Origin of the sequence: Micromonospora sp. NPDC000668, from assembly GCF_042897975.1 — a bacterium.
GTDB lineage: Bacteria > Actinomycetota > Actinomycetes > Mycobacteriales > Micromonosporaceae > Micromonospora.
Map to the genome: position 1 here is coordinate 71,313 of NZ_JBIAYP010000009.1, position 26,257 is coordinate 97,569.

Below are 26,257 nucleotides of genomic sequence, written 5' to 3' on the forward strand. Positions count from 1 at the left end.
CGTCCATGAGCACGCTGAAGGACCGCCTCACTGCCGACATGCGTTCCGCGCTCAAGGCGCGCGACGAGCTGACCACCTCCACGCTGCGGATGGCCCTGGCCGCCGTCGGCACCGCCGAGGTCGCCGGCAAGGCCAAGCGCGAGCTCACCGACGACGAGGTGCTCGCGGTGGTGACCAAGGAAGCCAAGAAGCGCCGGGAGGCGGCCACCGCCTTCGCCGACGCCGGCCGCGCCGAGCAGGCCGCGAAGGAGACCGCCGAGGGCGAGGTGCTGGACCGCTACCTGCCCAAGCAACTCTCCGATGCCGAGCTGACCGAGCTGGTCACGGGGGCGCTCGCCGCGGGCGGCTTCACCGGTAAGGCCCAGATGGGCCCGGCGATGAAGTCGGCCCAGGCCGCGGTGGCCGGTCAGGCCGAGGGGGGCAGGGTGGCCGCCGAGGTACGCCGACAGCTCGGCCTCTGACCCGACGGCACCGCCGCAGTCTCGTACCGGAGCAGTCCCGACAGGCGAACGGGCGGGCACCCGCAGTGGGTGCCCGCCCGTTCGTGCGTCCGCGCTACCTCAGCCGCCTGGGCGGCCCGCGCCGGGTCGACCGGGCGGGTTACCGGGTTGCCCCGGGGTGGTGCCCGGCGGGGTGGCCCCGCCGCCGCTGCTGATCTGGATGGTGACCACGCCGCCCTTGATGGTGCGCCCGTCCGGGCTGGTGCCGGCCGCGTCGCCCGCCTTGCAGGACGAGGGGACCTTCGTCTCGGAGACGACCGGCTCGAAGCCGGCGCCCTTGATCCGGGACTTAGCGGTCTCCACCGACACGCATTTCACGTCGGGGATGCTGCGCTGGTCACCTTCGGAGATCTTCTGCCCCGGCGGTTCGAAGTTGACGCGGGGCTTGCCCTTCATCGCATCCCGCAGCGTCTCGTACACCGGCGGGTTGATGCCGTCCTTCTCCTTGTGCTTCATCTTGACGTTGGTCTGCGGCCAGTCCGGGTCGGCCATGATGCCAGCCACCGCGTACTGCTTGGTCATCGCGACCAGGGCGGCCGTCTTCTCCGAGTCGGTGGTTCCGGACTTGCCGGCCACCGGCGCGTCGACGATGCCCTTTACCACCCCGGCCGTGCGGCTGCCGCCACACTTGCTGGTCCTGGAGTTGTCGCCGACCGGGCAGCGCGCGGCGTCCACGGCGGCCCGGGCCACCTCGGTGCTGAACCGCTTCTCGCAGCGCGGGTTGGCGATGTCCAGCTTCTTGCCCTCCGGGTCCCGGATCTCCTGCACCGGGATCGGCTCGCAGTACTTGCCGTCAGCCGCGAGGGTGGCGTACGCGTTGGCCAGGTCCAACGGCGTGGTCGAGGAGACGCCCAGGGTGAACGCGCCCCACTGGTGGGCGGCGTCCTTGGTGCCGGCGAACTTGGCGTCGCTGCTGGCCCGGAACTGGATGCCGGCCCGCTTGGCGGCGTCGACCACGTTCTCCGCGCCCACCTGCTGCTGCAGCGGGACGAAGTACGTGTTGACCGACTGGGAGAACGCGCTCCACATGGTCTGCACGCCGCCGGCCTTCAGACCGGAGTTGGTCGGGCAGTAGAAGTGTGTCCCCTTGCAGGCCGCCGGGCTGCTGCTGTCGATGATGTATTCCGACTTGAACTGCTGCGGCGCATTGATCGTGTAGCTGAGCGGAATGCCCTTCTCCAGCGCCGCCACGATGCTGAAGATCTTGAAGGTCGAGCCGGCCTGGTAGCCGGCGATGCCGTCGCCACCGGTGAGCAGCGGGTTCACCGTCGCCGGATAGTTGCCCCGGATGCCCTTCTTGCTCTTCGCCGGATCACTGGAGATCTTGTTCTTCGGGTTCTTCGGGTCGTCGAGCTTGAACTGCCGGTTGACCGCGAGCGCCCGGACCCGCCCGGTGCCGGGCTCCACCACCGCGACCATGGCGGCTTCCTTGCTGTTCTCGCTCTTGGCCCTGCGGACGGCCGCGTCCGCGCCCTTCTGCGCCTGAACGTCGATCGATGTCACGACGGTGTAGCCGCCGCTCTTCAGCCGCCGCTCGCGGTCGTACGTGGTCGAGCCGAACGTCTCCTCCTGCATCCACCAGCGGTAGAAGTAGTCGCAGAAGAAGCCCCAGCTGTTGACGTTGGCGGCGACGCAGCCGTTCGGAGTGCGCTTGTCCTTCACCACCAGCTTGGTCGCCTTGGCCGCGTCGGCCTCCTGCTGGGTGATGGACTTGATGTCGAGCATGTTCTGGATGACGTAGTTGCGCCGGTCCAGTGCAAGCGGGTAACCGGCCTTGGTGGTCGGGTCGTTGGTGGTGGGCGCCTTCACCATGCCGGCCAGCAGCGCCGCTTCCTCGATCTTCAGCTTGCTCGGCGGCTTTCCGAAGTAGACCTGGCTGGCGGCGTAGATGCCGTACGCGCCGTTGCCGAACGAGGCGAGGTTGAGGTAGCGGGTGAGGATCTCGTCCTTGGAGAATTCCTTGTCGACCTGGAGGGCCAGCCGCATCTCGCGGAGCTTGCGGGCGCTGGTGTCCTCGGTCGCCGCGACCACGTCGGCCGGGTGGGTCGCCGAGTAGGCGATGGCCAGCCGGACGTACTGCATGGTCAGCGTCGAGGCGCCCTGCCGGCCGGCGCTCTCGTTCTGGTTGTTCACGAACGCGCGGGCGACACCGTTGATGTCGACGCCGTTGTGCTTGTAGAAGTCATGGTCCTCGGCCGCGATGATGGCCTTCTGCATGTACGGCGAGATGTCGGCGAGCTTCACGTCCCGCCGGTTCTCGTCGTACATCGTCGCGAGCGGCGTCTTGCCGTCCGAGGCCAGTAGGTAGCTGATCTGCGGCGCGCGGGCCACCGTCAGCTCCGTGGGCAGGGCACCGAATGTCTCGGCGCCGGCCTTGGCGGCCAAGCCGGACATCGCCACCGCGGGGAAGGCCGCCGCAGCGACCACCACGCCAGCCAACAGGCCACATATGAGCAGCGATGCGGCGTTGGTCAGCACATTGTGGTCACGTTTCCGCATCCAGGTCACCTCGACAGGGTACGCGAGTAGGGAACGAGGGGCGCTGGGGCGTTCTTTCCCCATTTCCTGCGCGCGCTGCCCTCGTTGTGCTAAACGCACGACCCCCGGTGCGTGGTTGCGCGTGACCTGCCGTGAGTTTCCTCCAGTCGGAGGAGGCGGCGCAGCGTTTTCGCCGACCTCGGCGGGGTAACCGGCGGTCGAGAGCCCGGGAAGCCGGGAGTGTCCGGAATGATGGATTTCGTCGACAACGTTGCGTAATCAGTCGACTACAGAGCATGATGGGGGCGGCGACAGAGCCACATGTCGTTCGCGCCGCCTTGGGGAAGGCAGGCCGGGCGATCGGGGGGAATTGCCGGCTGACGTGCAACGAGGTCGGTAGGTACTGCAAGGGGGGACGTGTACACATGGGCATGATTACTGACTGGCCGTCGCTGGCGGCGTGTCAGAACGGGGACCCGGACGCGTTGTTCGTACAGGGCGCCGAACAGAACGTGGCGAAGCGGATCTGCCGGAGCTGCCCAGTTCGTTACGAGTGCCTGGCCGACGCGCTGGACAACCGAATCGAGTTCGGTGTGTGGGGTGGCATGACCGAACGCGAACGGCGGGCGCTGCTGCGTCGTCACCCGCAGGTGACGAGCTGGCGCAAGATGTTCGAGGCCGCGATGAAGAAGAACAGCAAGGACAAGGCCGGCAAGGACAAGATCCTCGTCAGCGCGGCCAACTGACGCCGGTCACGGCCGGCTGATCGCCGCGCCGATCGTCCGCAGCCCGTCGACGTCGTGTACGTCGGCGGGCTGCGCCGTCACCGACACCGACGGCACCGCCGGGAACGCCTCGGTGAACCGCGCGGCCACCTGCTGCTCGCGTACCGCCTGACGGGCCAGCGCCGCGTGCGCTCGCAGCACCTCGGCGGTGGCCTCGTGCCCACCCAGCTCCGCCAGCCGCTCCGCGGCGAGCCGGCTCCGCTCGGCGTCCAGCTCCGGCACCGCCGGCCGGTGCACCCGGTTGAGCACCAGGCCGGCCAGCGGCATCTTCTCCTCCCGCAACCGGCCCGCGAAGTACGCGGCCTCCCGGACCGCGTCCGGCTCCGGTGCCGCGACCAGCACGAAGGCCGTCTCCCGCGCCTGGAGGATGCGGTACGTCTGCTCGGCCCGCTGCCGGAAACCGCCGAACATCGAGTCCAGTGCGGCCACGAAGCCGGACAGGTCGGTGAGCAGCTGCGCACCGAGGATCTTCTGCACCACCTTCGAGAACATCCCGAACGAGGCCGTGACCAGGCTGAACATGCTCCGCCCGCCGCTGCGCGCGGGGGCCATCAGCAGTCGCAGCATCCGGCCGTCGAGGAAGCGGGAGAGCCGGGCCGGCGCGTCCAGGAAATCCAGTGCGGAGCGGGACGGCGGGGTGTCCACGACGATCAGGTCCCACTCGCCCCGGGCGTGCAGCTGACCCAGCTTCTCCATCGCCATGTATTCCTGCGTGCCGGCGAAGGTGGAGCTCATCGCCTGGTAGAACGGGTTCGCGAAGATCTCCGCAGCCTTCGCCGGATCGGTGTGCTGGAGCACCACGTCGTCGAAGGTGCGCTTCATGTCCAGCATCATGGCGTGCAGCTCGCCGCCGCTGGTCTCGACGTCGATCCCCTTGACCTGGCGGGGGGTGTTGTCCAGCTCGGTCAGGCCCAGCGACTGGGCCAGCCGGCGGGCCGGGTCGATGGTGAGCACCACCGTGCGCCGGCCGTGCTGCTCGGCGGCCCGCAGCGCCAGCGCCGCGGCCGTGGTCGTCTTGCCGACCCCGCCGGCACCGCAGCACACGATGATCCGCACGCCTGGGTCGGCGAGGATCTGGTCGACGTCCAGCTGCGGCGCCGCGTCTTCGGAAGGCACCAATCGAGCGTATCGGGCCGGGTGGGTCCAGCGCCCGTGCAGAGCTCAGGTGTGAGTCAATCGGCCCGGACGAGGGCCTGCGCCAGTGTCGCGAGCCCCAACCGGTCCACCCCGTCGGGCAGCACCGGCAGCTCGACCATCGGGAGCCCCAGCTCCACCAGGTCGGCTCGGAGCGAATCCTCCAGCTCGCGCCGGATGAGCTGGTCGCGCGCCTCGTCGTGCAGGCCGGTGACGGTCTCCCGGTCGGCCGGCAGCCCGGCGGCGACCAGCCCGCGCTTCAGCTCGGCCGCGCTGACCGCCCGGCCGGCGGGCAGCGGTGGCCGGGCGCCGTTGACGATCACCTTTCCGATCCCGAAGCCGAGCGAGGTCAGGTCGGCGATGGCGTCCACCGTCTCCTGCACGGGCATCTCCTCCAGCAGCGTGACCACGTGCACCGCGGTGATCGGGGAGCGCAGCAGCGCGGCGACCCCCTCGCTCTGGGTCTTGATCGGGCCGACCTTGGCGAGCCGGGCCGTCTCGGCCGTGACGTTGAGGAACCGGCCGATCCGCCCGGTCGGCGGGGCGTCCAGCACCACCGCGTCGTACACGCGCCGCTGCCCCGAGGTGCGGGTCGTGGCCTCCTTCACCTTGCCGGTGAGCAGCACGTCGCGCAGACCGGGGGCGATCGTGGTGGCGAAGTCGATGGCGCCGAGCTTGCGCAACGCCCGGCCCGCCGCACCCAGCTTGTAGAACATGTCGAGGTACTCGAGCAGCGCCTCTTCGGCGTCCACCGCCAGCGCGCGCACCTCGCCGCCGTCCGGGGCATCGGCGAGGTGTCGCTCCTCGTACGGCAGCGGATCGATGCCGAAGAGCTGGGCGATGCCCTGCCGCCCCTCGACCTCCACCAGCAGGGTGCGCCGGCCGCCGGCGGCCAGCGCCAGGGCCAGCGCCGCCGCCACGCTGGTCTTGCCGGTGCCGCCCTTGCCGGTCACGACGTGGAGACGGGCCGACCATCCGTTACCGGCCGGGTCGGACGGCCGCTCAGCTGCACGCACCCGTCGAGCCTATCCAGGGTTGGCGGTCACGCGACCTCGCAGACCCACCAACCTGTCTTCTGCACCACGGTGAAGCGCAGGTCCTGGTCGGCCACCTTCTCGTCGGCGGTGGTCATGGTGATCCGGGTGGAGACGGTGGCCCGGTCTCCGGTCTGGTTGTCCACCTTGGGGCTGGTCCACCGGAAGCGCGGGTTCTGGTACTCGGCGGAGTACTTCTGCACCTCGGCCACCTTCGCCGCGATCTTCTCGTCGTCGCGGGAGGCGGCGCAGACGCGGCTGGCCGCCTTGGTCGCGTCGCGATCCTTGTAGACCGCGGTGAGGAACTCGTCGACGGCGACCGCCGGCTCCTTGGCGCCCTCGCCGTTCTCGACGTTGCGCAGGGTCAGGAACGCCACCACGCCGCCGCCCACGCAGAGGACCATGATCACGACCAGCGCGATCGCCGCGATCAGCAGGCCGCGCTTCTTCTTCGGCGCGGCAGCGCCCGGGTAGGGCGGGTAGCCGGAGGGGGGAGGCGGGATCGCCGAGGGGTCCTGAGTGCCTGGCCCAGCCGGTGCGGCTGCGCCGCCCGGACCCTCGGGCTGCCCGGCGAGACCAGGCTGCCCGGGGAAGTTCGTCCCGCCCGGCTGAGCGGGGAACGCCGGCCCGGCAGGCGGCGCGGGGAAGCCCGGCGACGCGGGGAAGGCGGGCGAGCCAGGGAAGGCGGGCGAGCCGGGGAAGGCGGGCGATGCCGGCTGCGCAGGGAGCGCCGGCCTGGCGGGCTGCGCCGGGAGGGCGAGCGGGCCGGGCTGCGCGTCGGGGGCCGACTGGCCGGGGACGGCGGAACCGTCGGGCTGGCCGGTGGGATCCGGGTGAACGGGCGGGTGTGCGGGCTGGTCGCCGCTGGGCGGTTGGGTCATCTCTTCCCCCGGGGGTGCGGCGCCCGTCGCCACCCCTGGCGCCGAGCGTGATCGAGCGGGCGTCCGGGCGCTGCGCGACCGTCCGACCGGAAGGGTAGCGGTCAACCACCGGATCGATGTCGCCCCCGTCGTGCCGTGCCAGCTTCGAATCCGACCGACTGGCCACCGGTGCGGAGCACCGTCGGGCTTCCTACCTGCGAGGTGTCGTATATGTGACTCGGAGTGACCGATCGTGCGCGTCCTGTTGGCGGGGCTGAGGCTCGGGACCTACCTTCGTCCCGGTGCGGGGGCCGGAACGGACGGATGGTTCGGACCGGAAGTGTGATCCGAGAGGTACGACCCGGAGGCAGTACATGCGCGACGCGGACAATGTTCCTCGCACCCAGTTCCCGAACAACCGGCCGCGCAGGCCCGGGTCCGTCGGCGAGGCCGACGCGCCGGTCGGCAGCCTGCCGGTCAACGAGCGGTCGTACCGCCGGGTGCCGGAGTCGACGGAGGCGGCGCGGGCGCCGAGTCGCCCCGTCGGGCGGGCCCGGGACGACGACGAGCCGGGCTTCGTCATCCACCTGCCGATCCGGGTGCCCGACCTGGCGGCGGCGACCACGCTGGCCGGTCGGGTCGCGGTGTCCCTGGGCTTTCTGCCGGAGCTAGACGCCGGCGAGACCACCGTGTCCAACGCCGACGACCAGAACAACCGGCACCGGGTCTTCTGCGACCTGCTGCTGCCCGACCGGTCCCGCTGCCCTCAGATGTACGAGCACGAGGGACCCTGCGGAGAGCTGCCGGCCGCGCCGGAGCAGCGTCCCGCACCTCACCCGGCCAGCGGACCGTAGGCTGTGCCTCGAAGAAAGTCCGCACCGAGAGGGAGCCCTCCAGCGATGCAGAAGTGGGAATACTCCACGGTCCCGCTGCTTGTCCATGCGACCAAGCAGATCCTCGACAACTGGGGCGAGGACGGGTGGGAGCTCGTCGCCGTGGTCCCCGGGCCGAACCCGGACCAGCTGGTCGCGTACCTGAAGCGGCCCAAGGCATGAGCAACGGCCCGCACGCGAAGCTCGCCGAGCTGGGGCTCGAACTGCCCGAGGTGGTGCCGCCGGTAGCCAGCTACGTGCCGGCCGTGCAGTCCGGGCAGCACGTGTACGTCTCCGGCCAACTGCCGATCGCCGAGGGGAAGCTGCTGGCCACCGGCAAGGTCGGCGCCGGAATCTCCGCCGAGCAGGCGAAGGACCTGGCTCAGCGGTGTGGGCTGAACGCGTTGGCCGCGGTCGACTCGCTGGTCGGCCTGGAGAATGTGGTCAAGGTGGTCAAACTGACCGGTTTCGTGGCCTCCGCGCCCGGGTTCACCGGCCAGCCCGCCGTGATCAACGGTGCCTCCGACCTGTTGGGCACCGTCTTCGGCGAGGCCGGCCGTCACGCCCGCAGCGCCGTGGGGGTTGCCGAACTCCCCCTCGACGCCCCGGTGGAGATCGAACTCATCGTCGAGGTCGCCTGACGCGTCGCCACCCCCGCGACCATGCACTTCCGGCCCGGATGAAAGCCCTGAACAGGGATGAATCAGGGACCGAACGTGCATGATCGCGGGGTGTGGCGGGCGGGGTCGTACGATCGCAGCCATGAGCGGGCACGTGACGGCGCCGGCGGCGGCCCTCGCCGACGAGCTGCCGAGCTGGGTGACGCTGCTGCGCGCGCCGAACCCTGGCCCGATGACCCTCGACGGCACCAACACCTGGGTGCTGCGCGCCCCGGCGGCGGAGTACGGCGTCGTGGTCGACCCGGGGCCGGCGGACGAGGGGCACCTGACCCGGATCGCCGCGACCGGCCCGGTCGGGCTGATCCTGATCACCCACGGCCACCCCGACCACACCGAGGGCTCCGCCCGGTTGAGTGAGCTGCTCGGCGGGGTGCCGGTACGCGCCGTCGACCTGGCACACACCGTCGGCGGTGAGCCGCTCACCGAGCCGGCCGAGCATCTCGGCGGCTTCGGCCTGGCGATCCATTTGCTGAACACCCCCGGTCACACCGCCGACTCGATCTGCTTCCTGGTGGAGCACGGCGACGAGCGGGTGGTGCTCACCGGTGACACCATCCTCGGCCGGGGCACCACGGTGGTGGCCCACCCGGACGGGCACCTCGGCGACTACCTGACCAGCCTGGAGTTGCTGTCCGCGTACCGGGGGATCCCGGCGTTGCCCGGACACGGCCCGGCGCTGGCCGACTGCGCCGCGGCGGCCGACTTCTATCTCGCCCACCGTCGGGCCCGGCTCGACCAGGTGCGGGCGGCGGTCACCGCCGGTGCCGGCACCCCCGCCGAGGTGGTCGCTGCGGTCTACGCGGACGTGGACCGCTCGCTCTGGTGGGCCGCCGAGTGGTCGGTCCGCGCCCAGTTGGAGTACCTGGGGGTCGCCACCGGGGAATCTGAGCCGGGGGTCAGTGGGTTGGAACACACGTGACCTGCCCCGTGTGTGGAACCGTCGCCGTTCCCGGTGCCCGGTTCTGCCACAATTGCGGTGCCGCGCTGCCGGCCGCCGCGACGTTGCCGGCGGCCGAGCGCCGGGTGGTCACCGTGCTCTTCGGGGACCTTTCCGATTTCACCTCCTGGTCCGAGGATCTTGACCCGGAACGGGTCGGTGCGGTCACCGACCGGGTGCTCGCCGCCCTCGCCGGCGCGGTGAAGACCTTTGGCGGGCACGTCGACAAGCTGACCGGTGACGGGATCATGGCGGTCTTCGGCGCTCCGGTGGCGCACGAGGATGACGCCGAACGCGCGGTCCGGGCCGCCCTGTCGATGCAGCGGGCGGTCCGCCGGGTGCTCGACGACGAGCGGGGCGGCGGTGCGCCGCTCGGGCTGCGGGTCGGGCTGAACACCGGCGACGTCATCGCGGGCATCCAGGCCGCCATCGAGTACACGGTCATCGGGGACACGGTGAACACCGCCGCCCGGCTGGCCGACGCCGCCGCGGTCGGTGCCGTCTACGCCGGCGCGCGGACCGCCGCCGCCACCCGGCACGTCGCCTCCTGGCGGGCGCTGCGCCCGTTGCGACTCAAGGGCAAGCGTGAGCCGGTCGAGGCGTACGAGCTGCTGGGTCTGCTGGACGCGCCGGGCACCCGGTCCGGCCTCGGCGACGAGGCGCCCTACGTGGGCCGGGAGACCGAGATCGGCCGGGTCGCCGGGCGGCTCGCCGAGGTGATCGACCAGGGTGATCCGAGGGTGCTGCTGATGACCGCCGAGGCGGGCATCGGCAAGTCCCGGTTCGCCGCTGAGGTGGAACGCCTCGCTGCGGGGTACGACGTGGGCGCTGGCCGGTACGCCGCGCACACCGGTGCCCGGGTCCTCTCGGTGCGCTGCGCCGCCTTCGGTGAGCGGCGCCGGCTCGCGCCGCTGGCCGACCTGGTCCGCGCCGCCGTCGGCCTGCCCAGTGACGCGGCCACCGCGTTGACCCGGCCAGCGGTCGAGGAGCGGCTGCGCCGGCTCGGCCAGCGGCTGGCCCGGGCCGGCAGTGAGCAGCCGCCGATCGTCACCGATCAAGTGCTCGCCCTGCTCGGCTACGCCGACCTTCCCGCCCACGGCGGCACCGACAACGGCGAGTGGGGCAGCGCGGGCGCGCCGGCGGCCGACGCCGAGGCGGTGCCAAACGCGGTCGCCGACCTGCTCAGTGGGCTCGCCATGGAGGCGCCACTGGTGATCGTGGTGGACGACCTGCACGACGCCACCGCCGAGACGATCCGCGCTCTCGGGCTGACCCTGTCCCGACTCACCGGCCCGGTGCTGGTGCTGCTGCTCGGCCGCCCCGAGCTGGTCCGTACCGCCGGCGCGCTGACCCGGGTCGCGGACGCCGAGGTGCACTCCCTGCCGCCGCTGCGCGGCGCCGATGCCGCTCGACTGCTCACCAGTTACCTCAGCGGCGGCAAGCTGCCGCAGGCCGACACGGACCGGCTGCTGGCCACCGCCCAGGGCAACCCGTTCTACCTGGCCGAGCTGGTCACCCTGCTGATCGAGCGCGGAGCGCTCACCACGGTGGAACCAGGGCGCGGCAACCGGGGCGCACCCGGAGAGCGGGACCAGGGCTCGACGGCCGGCTGGCGGCTGGTGCCCGGCTCGCTGGGCAGCCGGTTGCTCTCCCGGGACCTCGCCGCCGTGCTCGCGGCACGCATCGACGCGCTGCCGCCGGACGCCCGCTCGGTGCTGCGCGACGCCGCGGTCGTCGGTGACACGGTCCCGACCGGTGCGCTGGAGGCGCTGCGCGACCAGCGGGCCGGCCGCGACGGCCGACCGTCGGCGGTGGTCGCCGTCGAGCTCGACCGAGCCGTCGAGGAGCTGCTGCAACGGCGGATGCTGCACCGCACCCGTACCGGCTACGCGTTCGCCACCCCGTTGATGCGGGAGGCCGCGTACGCCGGGGTGAGCAAGGCGGAGCTGGCCGAGCGGCACGCCGCGCTGGCGCGCTGGGCGGCGCCGGGGGACGAGACGGCGGCCGGCGGGCCGGGCGGGTTCAACGAGGAGGCCCGGGACGACTTCGTGGCGACGCACGTCGAGCGGGCCGCCAGGCTCGCCGACGCGGTGAAGCTGCGTCCGGACGCGTCGGCCCGCGCGGTGGTCCCGCTCGGGGTCGCCGCGCTCGGCCGGGCCGCCCGCCGGTCACTGTCGGCGGGCGAGCCGGCGCTGGCCGTGGAGTACGCGGAGCGCGCCACCGAACTGGCCCGCGACGGGGTGCCGGCGGCCGACCGGGTGGTGCATGCCCGGGCGCTGCTCCAGATCGGTCGGGTCGTCGACGCCCTCGCCTTCGCCGAGAAGATTGCCGCGAACGCCGGGGACGAGGCGATCCGGGTCAGCGCCCTGCTGCTCGCCGGGCAGGCTCAGCAGACCGTCGGTGACCAGGGCCGGGCGGTGGTCGCCTGGCAGGAGGCGTTGCAGGTGGCCACTGCCGCCGGGCTGCCCACGCTGCGCGCCTCCGCGATGCGCCGGCTCGGCATGGCCGACTTCGTGGCCGGGCGGCTGAGCCAGGCGAGCAGCCGGTTGGCCGCCGCGTACCAGGTCAGCCTCGGCGCGCAGGACCGGCGCGGGCAGGCCTGGTCGTTGCAGAACCTGGCCTGGGTGACCACCACCCGGGGCGACTTCGCCGGCACCGACGCGGTGCTCGGCCGGGCCGCCCGACTCTTCGCCGAGCTGAAGGATCCGTACGGGCGGGCCTGGCTGCGGGGCACCACGGCTTTCGCCCGGCTGCTCGCCGGCCGGCTGCGGGAGGCGTGTCGGATGGCGCAGGTCTTCCTGCCCTTCGGCGAGCGGGTCGGGGAGGCGTGGGCGGTGGGCACGCTGCGCGCGGTGGCGGCGTTCGCCACGGCCGAACTGGGCGACCTGGCCGAGGCGGATCGGGAGGCCCGGCGGGCGTACCGCGAGTTCGCGGCCGCCTCCGACGACTGGGGGCGCGGGTTCGCGCTGGTGGTCCGGGCCGTGGTGGCGCGCGGGCTGGGCGAGCCGGAGCACGCGGCCGACCTGCTCACCGACGCCGTGGCGTACGCCGAGCTGACCTCGCACCCGCTGCTCACCGGGATGGCCGGGACGCTGCGTGGCTTCGTGGCGCTGGACATGGGCGACTGCGAGACCGCCGAGCAGGCCGCCCGCGCGGTGCTGACCGCCGTCGAGCCGCACAACCCGCAGGCCCCGGCGCAGGTGGCACCCCGGGTGCTTCTGGCCACCGCCCGGTTGGCCGCCGGCGACCCGGCGACCGCGGTCGGCCTGCTCGCCCCGGTGGCCACCGCAGCCGTGACCGCACCCTCGCTGCTCTTCTCCCGCCGCCAGGCGATGGCCCGGTACGCGTCGGCGCTGCTCGCCCACGGTCAGCGGGACCAGGCGCTGGACTGGGCCCGGCGGGCGGTCGCCGCGCCGGCCGAGGACGTGCGTAGTCAGGTGATCGCGGCCAGTGTGCTGGCCGAGGCGCTGGCCGCGTGCGGTCACCCGGCGGAGGCACTGGCCAGTGCGGACGAGGCGGTTCGGCTGGCATACGCGACCGAGCAGCGCAGCGAACGCGCCGCTGCCGACGCCCTGCGCACGCGGCTCGCCGCCGTCTAGCCGCGGCGGTCCGCCGGCTGCCGGGACCCGATCCGGTTTTGACGGTTCCGGGGATGTGGTTGGTCGGGGCGAGCGGCTAGCGTGTCAACACCGTGCGGTGGTCCACAGGTGATCGTCGCCGCGCCTGGGGAGGCCCTTCATGAAGTTGCCGCGTTCCGCCGCGGGCTGGACTATCGCTGTCTTCGGCGTGTTGGCGCTGGTGATGGGCGTGCTCGGGCTGCTCTGGCCGGAGGCGCTGCTGCGCATGCTCGGGTTGGACGTGCCGACCACTCGTTCCGCCGGTGACCACACTGGCACGTTTCTGCTGGCGTCCTCGATGGCGTCGTTCAACATGGGGGTCTACTACCTGCTCGCCACGGTCACCGAGTGGCGGGCCTTCTACCGGTTCACGGTGGTCTTCCGCCTGGTCACCTTCACCGTGTTCACCATCGCCGTGCTGGCCGACATCGCCCCCGACCGGTTCTTCGGGGTGGCCGCCTGGGAGGGGCTGGGCGCACTGGCCACCGCCGTCGGCCTGCGCCTGGACGCCCGCAGGGGCGCGCCGGTCGGCATCGACGCGACGCCCAACGGCACCGACCCGGCCTTGCCGGCGGGCGACGCCGGGGACGGTCCCGGCGCTGCCGGCGCCGCTCCGGCGGACGCGGTGCGCTGAGCGACTGGCCGGGTTGGGTATTTTCGAGCAGTGACCGACACCCCGACTGGCGGCTTGCCAGTGCCGATCGTGCCCGGTCTGACTGATTTGCGGGTCTTTGCCCGGGGCGGTTACGCGACCGTCTACCAGGCCACCCAGATCTCGGTGGGGCGTGAGGTCGCCGTCAAGGTGGAGAACCGCACGCTGGACAGCGAGCGCGACCAGGCCCGTTTTCTTCGTGAGGCGCGGGCGGCCGGGCGGATGTCGTCGCACCCGCACGTGGTGGACCTCTTCGACGTCGGGGTCACCATCGACCAGCACCCCTACCTGATCATGGAACTCTGCGACGGGTCGTACGCCGAGCGCATGCGCACGTCGCCGCTGGGCCCGATCGAGGCTCGCGACCTCGGCCTCAAGATCGCTGACGCGCTTGCCCACTCGCACGCGGCCGGTGTGCTGCACCGCGACGTCAAGCCGGCGAACATCCTCTACTCGCCCTTCAACTCGGCGGTACTCGCCGACTTCGGGCTGGCCGTGCTCGCGGAGCATCGGGACGCCTCGGTCACCCTGGAGGTGCTCACGCCGGCGTACGCGCCGCCGGAGATGTTCAGCCACAGCCCGCCGTCGCCGGCCGTCGACGTGTACGCGCTCTGCGCCACCCTCTACGCGGTGATGCACGGCCGGCCGCCGCGCTGGCAGTCCGAGCGCAACCCCAGCCTGGTCACCGTGCTGGAGATGTTCAACCAGCCGGTCCCCACCCTGCCCGGCGTGCCGGACGAGCTGATCGACGTGCTGCGCGTCGGCATGGCCAACGACCCGGCCGAGCGGCCCTCCGCCCTCGAACTGCACGAACTGCTCGCCAGCCTGCCGCTCGGCTCGCCGTCGGCACCCGTCAGCGGCGCCCCGGTCAGCGGCGGCCCGACCCACTCCGGCCCGTACGCCACCGGCCAGCCCGTACCCCGTCCTCCGGTCGAGGATGCCCACCCGACGGCTCCCGGCGGGCGGCGTTCCCTGCGGCGCTGGTTCCTCGGCGGCGCCGGGGTTCTCGCGCTCGCTGCCTCGGCAACCGCCGGAGCCCTGGTGGCCAGCAGCCCGCAGCCGCCCAGCCCGACCCCGTCGGTGAGTCGGGCCGCCGCGCCAGCGACCGGGCCACTGCCCGGCTGCACCACCGCCGCCGGCGCGCAGACCGCCCTGCCGGACGGCGCACGGTGCCTGCCCGAGCTGGAATGCTTCGGCCCGGTGCGGATCCGCGGCACCCGTGCGGAGGCGGTCCGGGTCCCCTGCGCCGGGCGGCACACCTGGGAGACGTACGCCGAGGGCCTCCTGCCGGTGTCGCTGATCGGCGCCGAATACGACGACGTCGTCGCCGCCGAGCCGGTGGGCAAGGTGTGCAGTGCGACCACGTTCCGGTTGACCACCGGGATAACCGAGTCGGCCGGCTGGCACCTGGAGGTGCTGCCGCCGGTGGACGGCAGCATCGACCGGACCTACCGGTGCCTGGCCGGGCGGGGCGTGGACGCGCTCACCGCGCCCACCCTCACCGGTCGCTGAGCCCGCCCGGCCCGCGCCGCCGTTCATGCACCGCACGCAACGCGTCCCGGCTGTCCAGGGCGTCGAGGGTGTCCGCGTCCAGCCCGTACGGCATCAACTCCGGCGGCCCGGCGGCCGGCCGGTCCGCCGGCTCCGGGTCGTCGCCCTGTCGGGCGGCGGAGACGGCCACCCCGGCGACCATGGTCAGCAGGACACAGAGCAGCGCGAGGACCACGCCGAGAAGATCCTGGCGGCGCCAGACGACCAGCATGACCAGCGGCGCGAGGGCTCCCAGCGCCGCGACCACCGCTACGATCCGCGCATCGGGCCTGGACAGTCGGCTCACCCCTCCAGCATGTCGCGGCCAGGCCGGCTGTCAACCGCAGAGAGCCGGCCGGCGCGTCGCTCCGAGTCGATCGACCGGCTTGGCTGGACTGACCCGATCGGTGCGCACACGCAATGGGCAGAAGCCGCTACTCTCGGTGTCCCGCAGGCTCTTTCGGCAGCGAGGTCGCCCATGAACTCAGGCAGTTCGCAGTCCCGACTCCGCTCGATCGCGACGACGTTGGCGGTCGCCCTGACCCTCACCCTGGCCGCCGCCGCCGGGTGCGACAGCCGGCAGGAGCCGGACCTGCCGTCCGTGCAGGAGAAGATGCGCGAGACACACATCTACGGCCAGTCGAAGCTGCGCATCGGTGTCGCCACGAACGAGCCGCTCATGGGTGAGTTGCGAAACGGCCAACACGTCGGTTTCGACGTCGAGATCGCCCGGTACGTCGCCGCCTCCCTCGGCTACGAGGGGGATCAGCGGCTGGAATTCATTCCGGTGGCCACCGAGGAGCGGATCCCGGCGCTGCAGGGCGGCACGGTAGACCTCGTGGTGTCCAGCTTCTCCATGACCGAGAAGCGCAAGGAGGTCGTGAGCTTCGCCGGGCCGTACTTCGTCACCACCCAGGAGGTGATGGTGCCGACCCGTCTCAGGGGCAAGATCAGCACCATTGAGGACCTTCGTAACCCGGACTACAAGATCTGTACCAGCGGCGGCTCCACCTCCGAGGCCGAGCTGGAAAGTCACCAGGTCAGGGCCCTGGTCGTGAAGACCGTTGGTGACTGCGTCGCCGGCATCCGGGCAGGCCGCTACGACGCGGTCAGCTCCGACGAGACGATCCTCGCCGGCTTCCTGGCCCGTCACCCGAAGGAGTTCGAGATCGTCGACCTGCCGTTCGGCACCAGCGAGTTGCTGGGCGTGGGCGTGCCGATCGGCGACTCGGCACTGCGCGACCTGGTTGCGTTCTTCCTACAGAAGAGCTACCAGCAGGGGCGGGACGAGGAGGCAAGTCCCTGGCAGACCGCGTACAACAGGACTCTGGGCCCGTGGCTGAAGGCCGAGAAGCGCCAGCCGCAGCCGCTGGAGGTGCCGAAGCTGGTCGACTTCGACGACAAGGCGCCCGCGAAGTGAGCACGGCGCCGACCGCCACCGGCGGCGACGGCCCGGTCCCGCCGCCCCGCACGTCCGTGCCGGGCGCCGCCGCGTCGCCGAGCATCGACGGTACGGAGGCTGCCGCGTCCTCGGCTGTCGACGGTTCGGCCGCTGGCGCAGTGGGTGGCGTCGACTGGCCGATCGGCGTGCCGGCCGCCGAGCCGGTCGTCGCCGACGTCGAGCCCGGGCGGGTCCGGTGGGACCCGGCGGAGCGGCGCGCCCGCGCCAGCCAGTCGTTCTGGACCGCCGTGGTGGGCGTACCGGCGATCTTCTCGGTTCTCCGCCTCGGGGTGGAGGCGGGCGGCGAACTCCAGACCACGCTGCTGCTGGTGGCGAACGTCGGGCCGGTCAACCTGCTGGCCGGCTTCCTGACCACGGCGGCCCGGCTGCTCTCCACCGGCATGGTCGCCGTCTTCGCGCTCGGTGCGGTGCTGGCCGTCAGCGCGGATCGCCTCCCGCCGGGCACCCGTCGTCGACCGCTCTTCGCGCGCTGGGCCGACATCACCCCGGCCTGGGTGGTGCTGGCAAGCTTCCTGCTCGCCCTGATCACCTGGCCGCTGCTCTACCTTCCGCTGCTGTTGCCGGCGTTCGTGGCCGCGTTCCAGCTCCGCCCCGGCCGGCTGCACGAGCGGGTCGCGCCACGGGTGTTGCTGATCGTCGCGCTGCTCGCCGGGTACGGCTGGCTGGTGCTGCCCACGCTGCGCGACGCGGTGGACCAGGGGGGCGAGCGGCTGGTGCTGGCGCTCATCGTGGTGCCGCCGTTGCTGGCACTCCTCATCGCCGGGCCGCTGCCCGGGATGGTGATCCGGCCGCTGGCGTCGGTGACCGAGGTGGCGGTGCTGGCCATGCTGGTCTGGGCCGCGCTGCCGGTGATCAGCACGCCGGTGCTGCCACTGACCGTCACCACGGTGGGCGCGGAGAACGGCCCCACCGAGGACGTACGCGGGCACGTGGTCACCACCGACGACGTCAACATGGTGATCCTTCAGGAGCAGGGCGGCGTGCGGTACGTCCCGGTCGCCCTGGTACGCGCCCAGGTGCTCTGCCCGAGCGAGGAGGAGCTACCCCGACACCGGCTGCGCATCCACGACTTCCACGTCGAGGACTCGCTGCTGGAAGGGCTGGGCCGCCGCGTCCGACCGGTGCACCGCATCGACGCCGCCTGCCGCACTCCCGGTTGACCGCTGCCGCCGTGGCTCGTGGTGGGTCAGTAGGACTTGTCCTGGCCGAGGACGTGCTGGGCGACGAAGTTGAGGATCATCTCCCGGCTGACCGGGGCGATCCGACCGGCCCGAACCGCGCCGAGCAGGGTGGCCACACCGTACTCGGTGGTCATGCCGGCCCCGCCGAGCGCCTGGACGGCGGTGTCCACGGCGAGTGCGGCGGCCTCCCCGGAGGCGTACTTGGCCATGTTGCCGGCCACCCCGGCCTCCAGGTCGCGGCCGGCGTCGTACAGGGTGGCGGCCTTCTGGATCATCAGTCGGGCCAGTTCCACCTGTACCGCCGCGTGCGCCAGCGGGTGGGACACCGCCTGGTGGGAGCCGATGGTCCGACCACCCCACACCTTGCGGGTGGCGGTGTACTCGCTGGCCCGCTCGATGGCGTACCGGCCGGTGCCGGCGCCCATCGCGGCCACGGTGATCCGCTCCGGGTTGAGCCCCGCGAAGAGCGCCGGCAGGCCGGCATCCAGCGACTCGCCGACCAACGCGTCGCCGGGCAGTCGCACGTCGTCCAGGTAGAGGAGGAACTGGTTCTCCGGGGACAGGATCTCCATGTCCAGCTTGGACCGGGTCAGCCCGGCCGCGTCCGTCGGCACGAGGAACAGCGCCGGCTTGAGCTTTCCGGTCGCCGCATCCTCGGTACGGGCCACCACCAGCACGTGGTCCGCCTCGTCCACGCCGGAGATGTAGCACTTGCGGCCGGAGAGGAGCCACCCGTCGCCGTCGCGGCGGGCCACCGTGCCGAGGCGGTGGAAGTTGGAGCCGGCCTCCGGCTCGGTGATCGCGAAGACGATCTTCTGGGAGCCGTCGGCGAGGCCGGGCAGGTGCCGCTTGCGCTGCTCCTCGGTGCCGTGCCGGCTGAGGATGGTGGCCGCGATGGCGGGGGAGACCACCAGCAGCAGCAACGGACAGCCGGCCGCCGCCAACTCCTCGCAGACGATGGCCAGCTCGGTGATGCCGCCGCCCCCGCCGCCGTACTCGGTCGGGATGTTGACCCCCAGGTAGCCGAGCTGGCCGGCCTCGGTCCACAGCTCGGTGGTGTGTTCCCCCGATTTTGCTTTCGCTACGAAATAGGAGTGACCGTACCGGCGGCCGAGCGCCCGCACGGCGTCGCGCAGCTGGTCCTGCTCGGGGGTGAGGTCGAAGGTCATCGGGGGTCCTCCTCGGGGTTCGACTGCTCCAGGTCGAGGTGCGGCGCAAGACGCACCGAGCTGGAATTGTCGATAACGGCCAGCACGGCGCCGGTGCGCACCTGACCGCCGGCCGGCACCGGCAGTTCGGCGACGACACCGTCGGTCGGGGCGAGCACGGGATGTTCCAACTTCATCGCTTCCAGGGTGAGCAGCGGATCGCCGGCCGCGACCCGTTGGCCGACCTGGACGTGCACCCGGGTCACCGCGCCGGGCAGCGGCGCGAGCAGAGACCCGGCGGCCAACTCCGCGGTGGGCAACGGGAAACGCGGCAGCTCGGTCAGGCTCGCCGCCCCGTCCGGGCCGTCCACGAAGACCGCCGACCCCACCCGGTGTACGCCGTACGCGTGCCGCACGCCGTCGACGTCGAGCACCACCCGGCCCGGGGCGGTCTCGACCAGTGCCACGACGCGATCGGCGACGGGGTCGGTGGACCACTCGGCGAGCCCGCCCGTGCGGTCCAGCCGGTAGCGGACCTCGATCTCGCCGTCCGCCCCGGCGAAGCGGGTGACCTGCGGAACGGCGGGCACGTTGCGCCAGCCCGACGGCAGGCCGGTGAGCACCCGGGAATCGGCGCGACGGCCGGCGGCCGAGGCGAGCGCCGCCGCGAGAGCGGCCAGCGGGAGCCGGTCGGCGGGGAGCAGCGGGGCGAAGACCTCCGGGTGCCGTTCCAGGAACCCGGTGTCGATCTCCACGGCGGCGAACGCGGTGCTGCGCAGCACCCGGACCAGCAGATCCCGGTTGGTCGTCAACCCGTGCAACTCGGCCCGGGCCAGCGCGGTCGCCAGCAGCCGGGTCGCCTCGGCCCGGGTCCGGCCCCACGCGACCAGCTTCGCGAGCATCGAGTCGTAGTGCACGCCGACCATCGAGCCGGCCACCACGCCCGAGTCGAGCCGCAGCCCGGGCCCGGCCAGCGCGCCGAACTCGGTGACCACTCCGGGGACCGCGAACCGGTGCAGGGTGCCGGTGGCGGGCCGCCAACTCGCTGCGGCGTCCTCGGCGCAGAGGCGTACCTCGATCGCGTGGCCGGTGCTGGCCGGCAGCGCCGCCGGCAGCGGCTCACCCTCGGCGACGAGCAGTTGCAGCCCGACCAGGTCCAGCCCGGTGCACAGCTCGGTGACCGGGTGCTCCACCTGGAGCCGGGTGTTCATCTCCAGGAAGAAGAACTCCCCGCCCGGGGCGAGCAGGAACTCCACCGTCCCGGCGCCCAGGTAGTCGACCGCACGACCAGCGGCCACCGCCGCCTCGTGCAAAGCCGTCCGCACCTCCGGCGGCACGACCGCCGGCGCCTCCTCGACAATCTTCTGGTGCCGGCGCTGGATCGAGCACTCCCGGTCGCCGAGGGCGACCACCCGACCCTGGGTGTCGCCGAAGATCTGCACCTCGACGTGCCGGCCGCGCTCGACGTACCGCTCGATGAAGACCGTGCCGTCGCCGAACGCCGCAGCGGCCTCGCGGCGCGCCGAGGCGACGGCCTCGGCCAGCCCGGCGGCGTCCCGGACGATCCGCATCCCGCGCCCACCGCCACCGGCGGACGCCTTGACCAGCACCGGGAAGTCGGTGATCTCGTCGGTGTCGGTCCAGCTGGGCAGCATCGGCACGCCCGCGTCGGCGAGCAGCGCCTTCGCCGCCAACTTGTCGCCCATCGCGCCGATCACCTTGGCCGGCGGTCCGACCCAGATCAGCCCGGCGTCGGTCACCGCCGCCGCGAACTCGGCGTTCTCGGCCAGGAAGCCGTAGCCCGGGTGGACGGCGTCCGCGCCGCTGCGGCGGGCCGCGTCCAGGATCAGGTCGACCCGCAGGTACGTCTCGGCCGGCGTGTTCCCCGGCAGCCTCACCGCCTGGTCGGCCTCGAGGACGAACGGCGCCGCGGCGTCCGCGTCCGAGTGCACGGCGACCGTCTCCACGCCGAGCGCTCGGCAGGTCGCGAAGACCCGACGCGCGATCTCCCCCCGGTTGGCCACCAGAAGTCGGTTGATCATGTTGGTTCCGCCCCCTACATCCGGAAGACGCCGAAGCCGTCGGCGCCCTTCACCGGCCCGTTGTGGATCGCCGACAGGCAGAGCCCGAGGACGGTCCGGGTGTCCCGAGGGTCGATCACCCCGTCGTCGTAGAGCCGGCCGGAGAGGAAGAGCGCGCCGGACTGCGACTCGATCTGCTGCTCGACCATCATCCGCATCGCCGCGTCGGACTCCTCGTCGTAGTCGCGCCCCCGGGCGGCGGCGGCCTGCCGAGCCACGATGGAGAGCACCCCGGCGAGCTGCGCCGGGCCCATCACCGCCGACTTCGCGTTCGGCCAGGTGAACAGGAACCTCGGCTCGTACGCCCGGCCGCACATGCCGTAGTTGCCGGCCCCGTACGAGGCGCCGAGGTTCACCGTCAGGTGCGGCACCGTCGAGTTGGAGACCGCGTTGATCATCAGTGCGCCGTGCTTGATGATGCCGCGCTGCTCGTACTCGGTGCCGACCATGTAGCCGGTGGTGTTCTGCAGGAAGATCAGCGGGGTGTCGGCGACGTTCGCGAGCTGGATGAACTGCGCCGCCTTCTGCGCCTCCTCGCTGAACAGCACCCCCCGGGCGTTGGCCAGCACGCCCACCGGGTAACCGTGCAGCTCGCCCCAGCCGGTGACCAGCGCATCCCCGTACGCCGGCTTGAACTCGTCGAAGTCGCTGCCGTCCAGGATCCGGGCCAGCACCTCACGCGGGTCGAACGGCACCTTGAGGTCGGCGCTCGCGATGCCGAGCAGCTCCTCCGGGTCGTACTTCGGCGGCTGCGGGACGGCCGTACGCGGCGGCGGGCCCTGCTTGCGCCAGTTCAAACGGCGGACACACTGCCGGGCCAGCCGGATGCCGTCCCGCTCGTCCTCGGCCAGGTAGTCGGCGAGCCCGGACGTGCCGGCGTGCATCGCCGCCCCGCCCAGCGACTCGTCGTCGGTGACCTCACCGGTCGCCATCTTCACCAGCGGTGGCCCGGCCAGGTAGACCTGTGAACGGTCCCGGATCATGATCACGTGGTCGGACATCCCCGGCACGTACGCGCCACCGGCCGTGGCGTTGCCGAAGACCACGCTGACCGTGGGGATGCCCGCCGCGGAGAGCCGGGTCAGGTCGCGGAACACCCGACCCCCCGGGATGAAGATCTCCGCCTGGGTCGGCAGGTCCGCCCCGGCCGACTCGACCAGGTTGACCATCGGTAGCCGGTTGGCCAGCGCGATCTCGCCGGCCCGCCGGGTCTTCGCCAGCGACCACGGGTTGACGGCGCCGCCACGTACCGTCGGGTCGTTGGCGATGATCAGGCACTCCACGCCCTCGACCACCCCGATGCCGGTGACCACGCTTGCACCGACCGGGAAGTCCGTGCCGAACGCGGCGACCGGCGACAGCTCCAGGAACGGGCTGTCGGCGTCCACCAGCAGCTCGATCCGCTCCCGGGGGAGCAGCTTGCCGCGGGAGTGGTGCCGGGTCACGTACTTCTCGCCGCCGCCGGCCCGGGCCTGGTCCAGCGCGGCGTCCAGTTCGGTCAGCCGGTCCAGCAGCGCGGCCCGGTTCGCCGCAGGCCCCGGTGCGGACGGGTCGATCGCACTGTCCAGAATGCTCACAGCCCCATCCCCTTCGCGATGATCTCATTCATGATCTCGGTGGTGCCGCCGCCGATGCCGAGGATCCGGGCGTCCCGGTAGTGCCGCTCCACCTCGGCGTCGCGGAGGTAGCCGAAGCCACCGTGCAACTGCAACGCCTGGTCGACGACCTGGTCGCAGGCGGCCACCGCCATGTTCTTGGACATCGCCACCTCGGTCACCACCGGCTCCCCGGCCGCCACCCGCGCGGCCACCTCGTGCACGTACGACCGGGCCGCCTCGGCGCGGGTGTGCATCTCGGCCAGCCGGTGCCGGACCAACTGTCGGCTGGCCAGCGGCCGCCCGAAGGTCTCCCGGTCCCGGCACCAGCGCACGGCCAGCTCGACGCAGCGCTGCGCGGTGGCGTACGCCTGGGTGGCCAGCGAGAGCCGCTCCGCCGCGAAGTGCTGCATGATCGCCAGGAAGCCGGTGTTCTCCGCGCCGATCCGGTTCGCCACCGGCACCCGTACGTCCACGAAGGAGAGTTCGGCGGTGTCGGAGCAGTGCCAGCCGAGCTTCTCCAACCGGCGGCCCACGGTGAAGCCGGGCGTGCCCTTGTCGATCACCAGCAGGGTGAGTTCGCCGCTACCCGGAAATTCGGTGCAGACCGCCGTGGTCACGAAGTCGGCCCGGTGCCCGCTGGTGATGTACGTCTTCGACCCGTTCACCACGTAGTGGTCGCCGTCGCGGCGGGCGGTGGTGCGGATCCCGGCCACGTCCGAGCCGCCGTCCGGTTCGGTGATCGCCAGCGCGCCGATCATCGTGCCGGCCAGGGTGGGCCGGACGTACCGCTCGACCAGGTCGTCGGCGCCGGGCGTCGTCGTGCCGCCGAGCCGGCCGCCCAGCGAGCCGCCGGGGTGGACGCCGGCTGCCGCGACCATGTGCGGCAACGCGATGCCGTGCGTGAACAGCGCGGCGACCAGGCCGGACGAGCCGCCGGAGCGGATCAGTTCCTCGGTCACGATGATCGAGTCGAGCAGATCACCGCCGCTGCCGCCGACCGACTCGGGGAAGCTGATGCCGAGCAGGCCGAGCTTCGCGGCGGTGGCGTGCAGCGCCCGGGGCACCTCACCGGCGCGTTCCCACTCGTCGAGGTGCGGCAGCACCTCGCGGGTCACGAAGGCGCGCGTCAGCTCGCGCAGTTGCCGCCGCTCCGGGGTGTCCACGATGCTCATGGCGTCTCCTCGCCCGTGCCGGCCGATGCCGCCGGGCCGGTCGGCACGTTGACCGGCAGGTCGACGATCCGGGAGCGCAGCAGCTCACCGAGTGCCTTGGCCTGCGGGTCGAACCGGGTGGACGCGGCCACCCCCGCACCGAGCAGTCCCTCGATCACGAAGTTGACCGCGCGCAGGTTCGGCAGCTCGTACCGATGCACGGCCAGCGAATCGGTCTCCGGCAGCAGTTCCGCCAGCCGTTCGACGCTCAACCACTCGCGCAGCCAGGCGTACCCGGCGTCGGAGCGCGCCCAGACGCCGAGGTTGGCGTCGCCGCCCTTGTCCCCGGAGCGCGCGCCGACCACTTCGCCGAGGGCTCCCCGCCGGGTCGGGCCCTCGACCGCGGCCGCCCCGCCACCCGGTGACGTCTCGGTCTCCGGCGCGGGCGGAGCGCCGGTACGGATCGGTGGGGCGATCGGCACCCGTTCGCCGCCGGGCAGCACCGCCACGTGCGACACCGCATCCTGTGGCGCGGTGTCGGCGGTGAAGACGCCGTACGGTGTGGCGTCGCCCGGCAGGGTGGTCAGCGTGCAGCCCGGGTAGGAGGCCAGCGCCAGCTCGACGGCGGCGGCCGAGAAGGCCCGACCGGCCCGCGTCCGGTCGCTGTCGCGCAGGTGTACGTGGAGCAGGGCGCTGGCCGCCTCGGTGTCGACGGCGTCCGGGTGGTCGGTCCGGGCCAGCACGAACTCCAGCCCGTCCTTGCCCACCGCCTCCTCGACCTGGCCGCGGACCAGGGCTGCCTTCGCCTCGACGTCCAGCCCGCAGAGCACGAAGGTCATCGAGTTGCGGAAGCCACCGAGGTTGTTGACGCCCACCTTCAGCGTCGCCGGCGGTGGGGTGCCGTGGACGCCGGAGACCAGGACCCGGCCCGGCCCGTCGGGTCGCAGCGTCACAGTGTCCAGCCGGGTGACCACGTCCGGCCCCAGGTACGCCGGCCCGCCGATCTCGTAGAGCAGTTGGGCGGTGACCGTCTCCACGGTGACCGCACCCCCGGTGCCCGGATGCTTGGTCAGCACCGTGGAGCCGTCCGGGTGCACCTCGGCGATCGGGAAGCCGGGCCGGCGTCCACCGTCGGGCAGCTCGGTGAAGAAGCTGAAGTTGCCGCCGGTGACCTGCGCGCCGCACTCGATGAGGTGCCCCGCGACGGTCGCCCCGGCCAACTGGTCCAGGTCGTCGCGGCTCCATCCGTACCGGGCGATGGCCGGGCCGACCACCAGCGACGCGTCGGTGACGCGGCCGGCGACCACCACGTCCGCCCCGCCGTCGAGGCAGGCGGCGATCCCGAACGCCCCCAGGTAGGCGTTCGCGGTCAGCGCGTCGGGCCGCTCGATCGTGTCGCCCTCGACGTACCCGACCCGGGCCGGCAGGCCCAGCCGGTCGGCGAGCCGTTCGATGGCGGCAGCCAGGCCGGCGGGGTTCAGCCCGCCGGCGTTGGTCACGATCCGCACCCCCCGGTCGAGGGCGGTGCCGAGGCAGGTCTCCAGCTGCCGCAGGAAGGTCTTCGCGTAGCCGAGGTCGGGGTCGCGCAGCCGGTCCCGGCCGAGGATCAGCATGGTCAGCTCGGCCAGGTAGTCGCCGGTCAGAACGTCCAGCTCGCCACCGTCGAGCATCTCCCGCCAAGCGGTGAACCGGTCGCCGTAGAAGCCGGAGGCGTTGCCGATCCGGATCATGCCGGCACTCCGTTCCCAGCGGCGGGCGCGGACGGGTCGCGGCCAGCGCCCGGCGGGCCGGCGAACGCCTGCGCCACGTCGAGCCACTCGTCAACGACCGGGCCGCTGGCCAGCAGGGCGGTGTCGGCGCGGTGTCGGCGCTGGGTGACCAGGAGGCAGAAGTCCCGGGCCGGACCGGTCAGCCGGTCGGCGGCGTCCGCCGGACCCCAGCTCCACGTGTCACCGCCGGGCCCGGTCAACTCGACCCGGACCGGCGCCGTCGGTGCCGGCCGGCCGTGCGCCGCGAAGCCGTGCCCGAGGGTACGCACGCCGAGGTGCGCCACGTGTCGGAGCCGGTCGCTGGCGGGGCGGACGACGCCGAGCGCGTCGGCCACATCCTCGCCGTGCGCCCAGGTCTCCATGATCCGGGCCGTCGCCATCGAGGTGGCCGACATTTGGGTGCCGTACCAGGGCAGCTTCGCACCGACCGGGACGGCGGCCAGCGCGGCAGCGAGCGCCGTCCGGCCGGCGCGCCACCGGGCGAGCAACTCGGGCGGTGGCGCGAGGAACTGCTCCGCACCGTGGTCGACCAGTCGGGCCGGGTCCGGTGCGGCGGTCACCGTCGCGAAGAAGGCCGCCGCGTCGGTGGCGGCCAGCAGCGCCACGTGGTCGGTCCAGGCGAGGTGGGCGATCTGGTGCCCGATGCTCCAGCCCGGCGCGGGGGTCGGCTGCGCCCAGTCGACCGTCGGCAGCGGGCTCACCAGTGCGTCCAGCTGATCGGACTCGTCGGCCAGATCCGCGAGTAGATCCTTGAGGTCGACCATGGTGCCTCCGGTCAGGGCGGCCCG

At 72.6% G+C, this 26,257-nt stretch carries 21 protein-coding genes and 1 pseudogene; 11 read left to right on the plus strand and 11 right to left on the minus strand.

Annotated features, from left to right (window positions below):
* Nucleotides 1–5 precede the first annotated feature (5 nt).
* Nucleotides 6–461: a GatB/YqeY domain-containing protein gene (locus ACFY29_RS33740; protein ID WP_386992669.1), complete on the plus strand. Its 456-nt coding sequence runs from the start codon at nt 6–8 to the stop codon at nt 459–461.
* 99 nt (nt 462–560) lie between these two features.
* Here ACFY29_RS33740 and ACFY29_RS33745 read toward each other — a convergent pair whose 3' ends face one another.
* The gene (locus ACFY29_RS33745) at nt 561–2,999 is read right to left on the minus strand and encodes a penicillin-binding protein (protein WP_386992671.1); all 2,439 of its coding nucleotides are present in this window, start codon (nt 2,997–2,999) and stop codon (nt 561–563) included.
* 404 nt (nt 3,000–3,403) lie between these two features.
* Here ACFY29_RS33745 and ACFY29_RS33750 point away from each other — a divergent pair, with 404 nt between their 5' ends.
* Entirely contained in the window at nt 3,404–3,724 is a 321-nt protein-coding gene (locus ACFY29_RS33750; RefSeq protein ID WP_030328078.1) for a WhiB family transcriptional regulator, read from the plus strand.
* Nucleotides 3,725–3,730: 6 nt separating this feature from the next.
* On the opposite strand, the gene ACFY29_RS33755 is transcribed toward ACFY29_RS33750, so the two are convergent.
* From ACFY29_RS33755 to ACFY29_RS33765, 3 genes and pseudogenes are all read right to left on the minus strand, one after another.
* Nucleotides 3,731–4,882, minus strand: a complete 1,152-nt coding sequence (locus tag ACFY29_RS33755; protein WP_355601979.1) for an ArsA-related P-loop ATPase — start codon at nt 4,880–4,882, stop codon at nt 3,731–3,733.
* Between the two features lie 53 nt (nt 4,883–4,935).
* Nucleotides 4,936–5,913: an ArsA-related P-loop ATPase gene (locus ACFY29_RS33760; protein WP_386992674.1), complete on the minus strand. Its 978-nt coding sequence runs from the start codon at nt 5,911–5,913 to the stop codon at nt 4,936–4,938.
* Between the two features lie 26 nt (nt 5,914–5,939).
* Nucleotides 5,940–6,521: pseudogene (locus ACFY29_RS33765) on the minus strand (hypothetical protein); the annotation flags it as partial.
* Nucleotides 6,522–7,165: 644 nt separating this feature from the next.
* On the opposite strand from ACFY29_RS33765, the gene ACFY29_RS33770 reads away from it, so the two are divergent.
* The 7 genes from ACFY29_RS33770 to ACFY29_RS33800 all read left to right on the plus strand — a co-directional run bounded on the left by ACFY29_RS33770 (nt 7,166) and on the right by ACFY29_RS33800 (nt 15,061).
* On the plus strand, nt 7,166–7,645 hold the full coding sequence (locus ACFY29_RS33770) for a hypothetical protein (RefSeq protein WP_386992676.1): 480 nt from the start codon (nt 7,166–7,168) through the stop codon (nt 7,643–7,645).
* A 45-nt stretch (nt 7,646–7,690) separates the two neighbouring features.
* On the plus strand, nt 7,691–7,846 hold the full coding sequence (locus ACFY29_RS33775; RefSeq protein WP_007466198.1) for a DUF4177 domain-containing protein: 156 nt from the start codon (nt 7,691–7,693) through the stop codon (nt 7,844–7,846).
* A complete protein-coding gene (locus ACFY29_RS33780) occupies nt 7,843–8,304 on the plus strand; it encodes a RidA family protein (RefSeq protein ID WP_328421314.1) in 462 nt (153 codons plus the stop codon). The genes ACFY29_RS33775 and ACFY29_RS33780 overlap by 4 nt, the downstream gene beginning before the upstream one ends.
* Before the next feature lie 121 nt (nt 8,305–8,425).
* The gene (locus tag ACFY29_RS33785) at nt 8,426–9,262 is read left to right on the plus strand and encodes an MBL fold metallo-hydrolase (protein ID WP_386992679.1); all 837 of its coding nucleotides are present in this window, start codon (nt 8,426–8,428) and stop codon (nt 9,260–9,262) included.
* A complete protein-coding gene (locus tag ACFY29_RS33790; protein WP_386992681.1) occupies nt 9,259–12,879 on the plus strand; it encodes an adenylate/guanylate cyclase domain-containing protein in 3,621 nt (1,206 codons plus the stop codon). Before ACFY29_RS33785 ends, ACFY29_RS33790 begins: the two co-directional genes overlap by 4 nt.
* Nucleotides 12,880–13,018: 139 nt before the next feature.
* The gene (locus ACFY29_RS33795; protein WP_328421308.1) at nt 13,019–13,531 is read left to right on the plus strand and encodes a hypothetical protein; all 513 of its coding nucleotides are present in this window, start codon (nt 13,019–13,021) and stop codon (nt 13,529–13,531) included.
* A 30-nt stretch (nt 13,532–13,561) separates the two neighbouring features.
* Entirely contained in the window at nt 13,562–15,061 is a 1,500-nt protein-coding gene (locus tag ACFY29_RS33800; RefSeq protein WP_386992683.1) for a serine/threonine-protein kinase, read from the plus strand.
* Here ACFY29_RS33800 and ACFY29_RS33805 read toward each other — a convergent pair.
* On the minus strand, nt 15,048–15,386 hold the full coding sequence (locus ACFY29_RS33805; protein WP_355601965.1) for a hypothetical protein: 339 nt from the start codon (nt 15,384–15,386) through the stop codon (nt 15,048–15,050). The two genes, ACFY29_RS33800 and ACFY29_RS33805, sit on opposite strands and share 14 nt — an antisense overlap.
* Before the next feature lie 171 nt (nt 15,387–15,557).
* On the opposite strand from ACFY29_RS33805, the gene ACFY29_RS33810 reads away from it, so the two are divergent.
* Nucleotides 15,558–16,499, plus strand: a complete 942-nt coding sequence (locus ACFY29_RS33810) for a transporter substrate-binding domain-containing protein (RefSeq protein WP_386992686.1) — start codon at nt 15,558–15,560, stop codon at nt 16,497–16,499.
* Nucleotides 16,496–17,701 (plus strand): hypothetical protein, encoded by a 1,206-nt coding sequence (locus tag ACFY29_RS33815; protein ID WP_386992688.1) that lies wholly within the window; start codon nt 16,496–16,498, stop codon nt 17,699–17,701. Before ACFY29_RS33810 ends, ACFY29_RS33815 begins: the two co-directional genes overlap by 4 nt.
* A gap of 26 nt (nt 17,702–17,727) precedes the next feature.
* Here ACFY29_RS33815 and ACFY29_RS33820 read toward each other — a convergent pair whose 3' ends face one another.
* From ACFY29_RS33820 to ACFY29_RS33845, 6 genes are read right to left on the minus strand one after another with little or no spacing between them, the layout of a single operon-like run.
* A complete protein-coding gene (locus ACFY29_RS33820) occupies nt 17,728–18,891 on the minus strand; it encodes an acyl-CoA dehydrogenase family protein (RefSeq protein WP_386992691.1) in 1,164 nt (387 codons plus the stop codon).
* The gene (locus ACFY29_RS33825; RefSeq protein ID WP_386992693.1) at nt 18,888–20,912 is read right to left on the minus strand and encodes an acetyl/propionyl/methylcrotonyl-CoA carboxylase subunit alpha; all 2,025 of its coding nucleotides are present in this window, start codon (nt 20,910–20,912) and stop codon (nt 18,888–18,890) included. The genes ACFY29_RS33820 and ACFY29_RS33825 overlap by 4 nt, the downstream gene beginning before the upstream one ends.
* Before the next feature lie 14 nt (nt 20,913–20,926).
* The gene (locus tag ACFY29_RS33830; RefSeq protein WP_386992695.1) at nt 20,927–22,528 is read right to left on the minus strand and encodes an acyl-CoA carboxylase subunit beta; all 1,602 of its coding nucleotides are present in this window, start codon (nt 22,526–22,528) and stop codon (nt 20,927–20,929) included.
* Nucleotides 22,525–23,721: an acyl-CoA dehydrogenase family protein gene (locus tag ACFY29_RS33835; RefSeq protein WP_386992697.1), complete on the minus strand. Its 1,197-nt coding sequence runs from the start codon at nt 23,719–23,721 to the stop codon at nt 22,525–22,527. The genes ACFY29_RS33830 and ACFY29_RS33835 overlap by 4 nt, the downstream gene beginning before the upstream one ends.
* Nucleotides 23,718–25,430: an acyclic terpene utilization AtuA family protein gene (locus ACFY29_RS33840; protein ID WP_386992699.1), complete on the minus strand. Its 1,713-nt coding sequence runs from the start codon at nt 25,428–25,430 to the stop codon at nt 23,718–23,720. The genes ACFY29_RS33835 and ACFY29_RS33840 overlap by 4 nt, the downstream gene beginning before the upstream one ends.
* The gene (locus tag ACFY29_RS33845) at nt 25,427–26,233 is read right to left on the minus strand and encodes a TIGR03084 family metal-binding protein (protein WP_386992701.1); all 807 of its coding nucleotides are present in this window, start codon (nt 26,231–26,233) and stop codon (nt 25,427–25,429) included. The genes ACFY29_RS33840 and ACFY29_RS33845 overlap by 4 nt, the downstream gene beginning before the upstream one ends.
* Between the last annotated feature and the right edge of the window lie 24 nt (nt 26,234–26,257).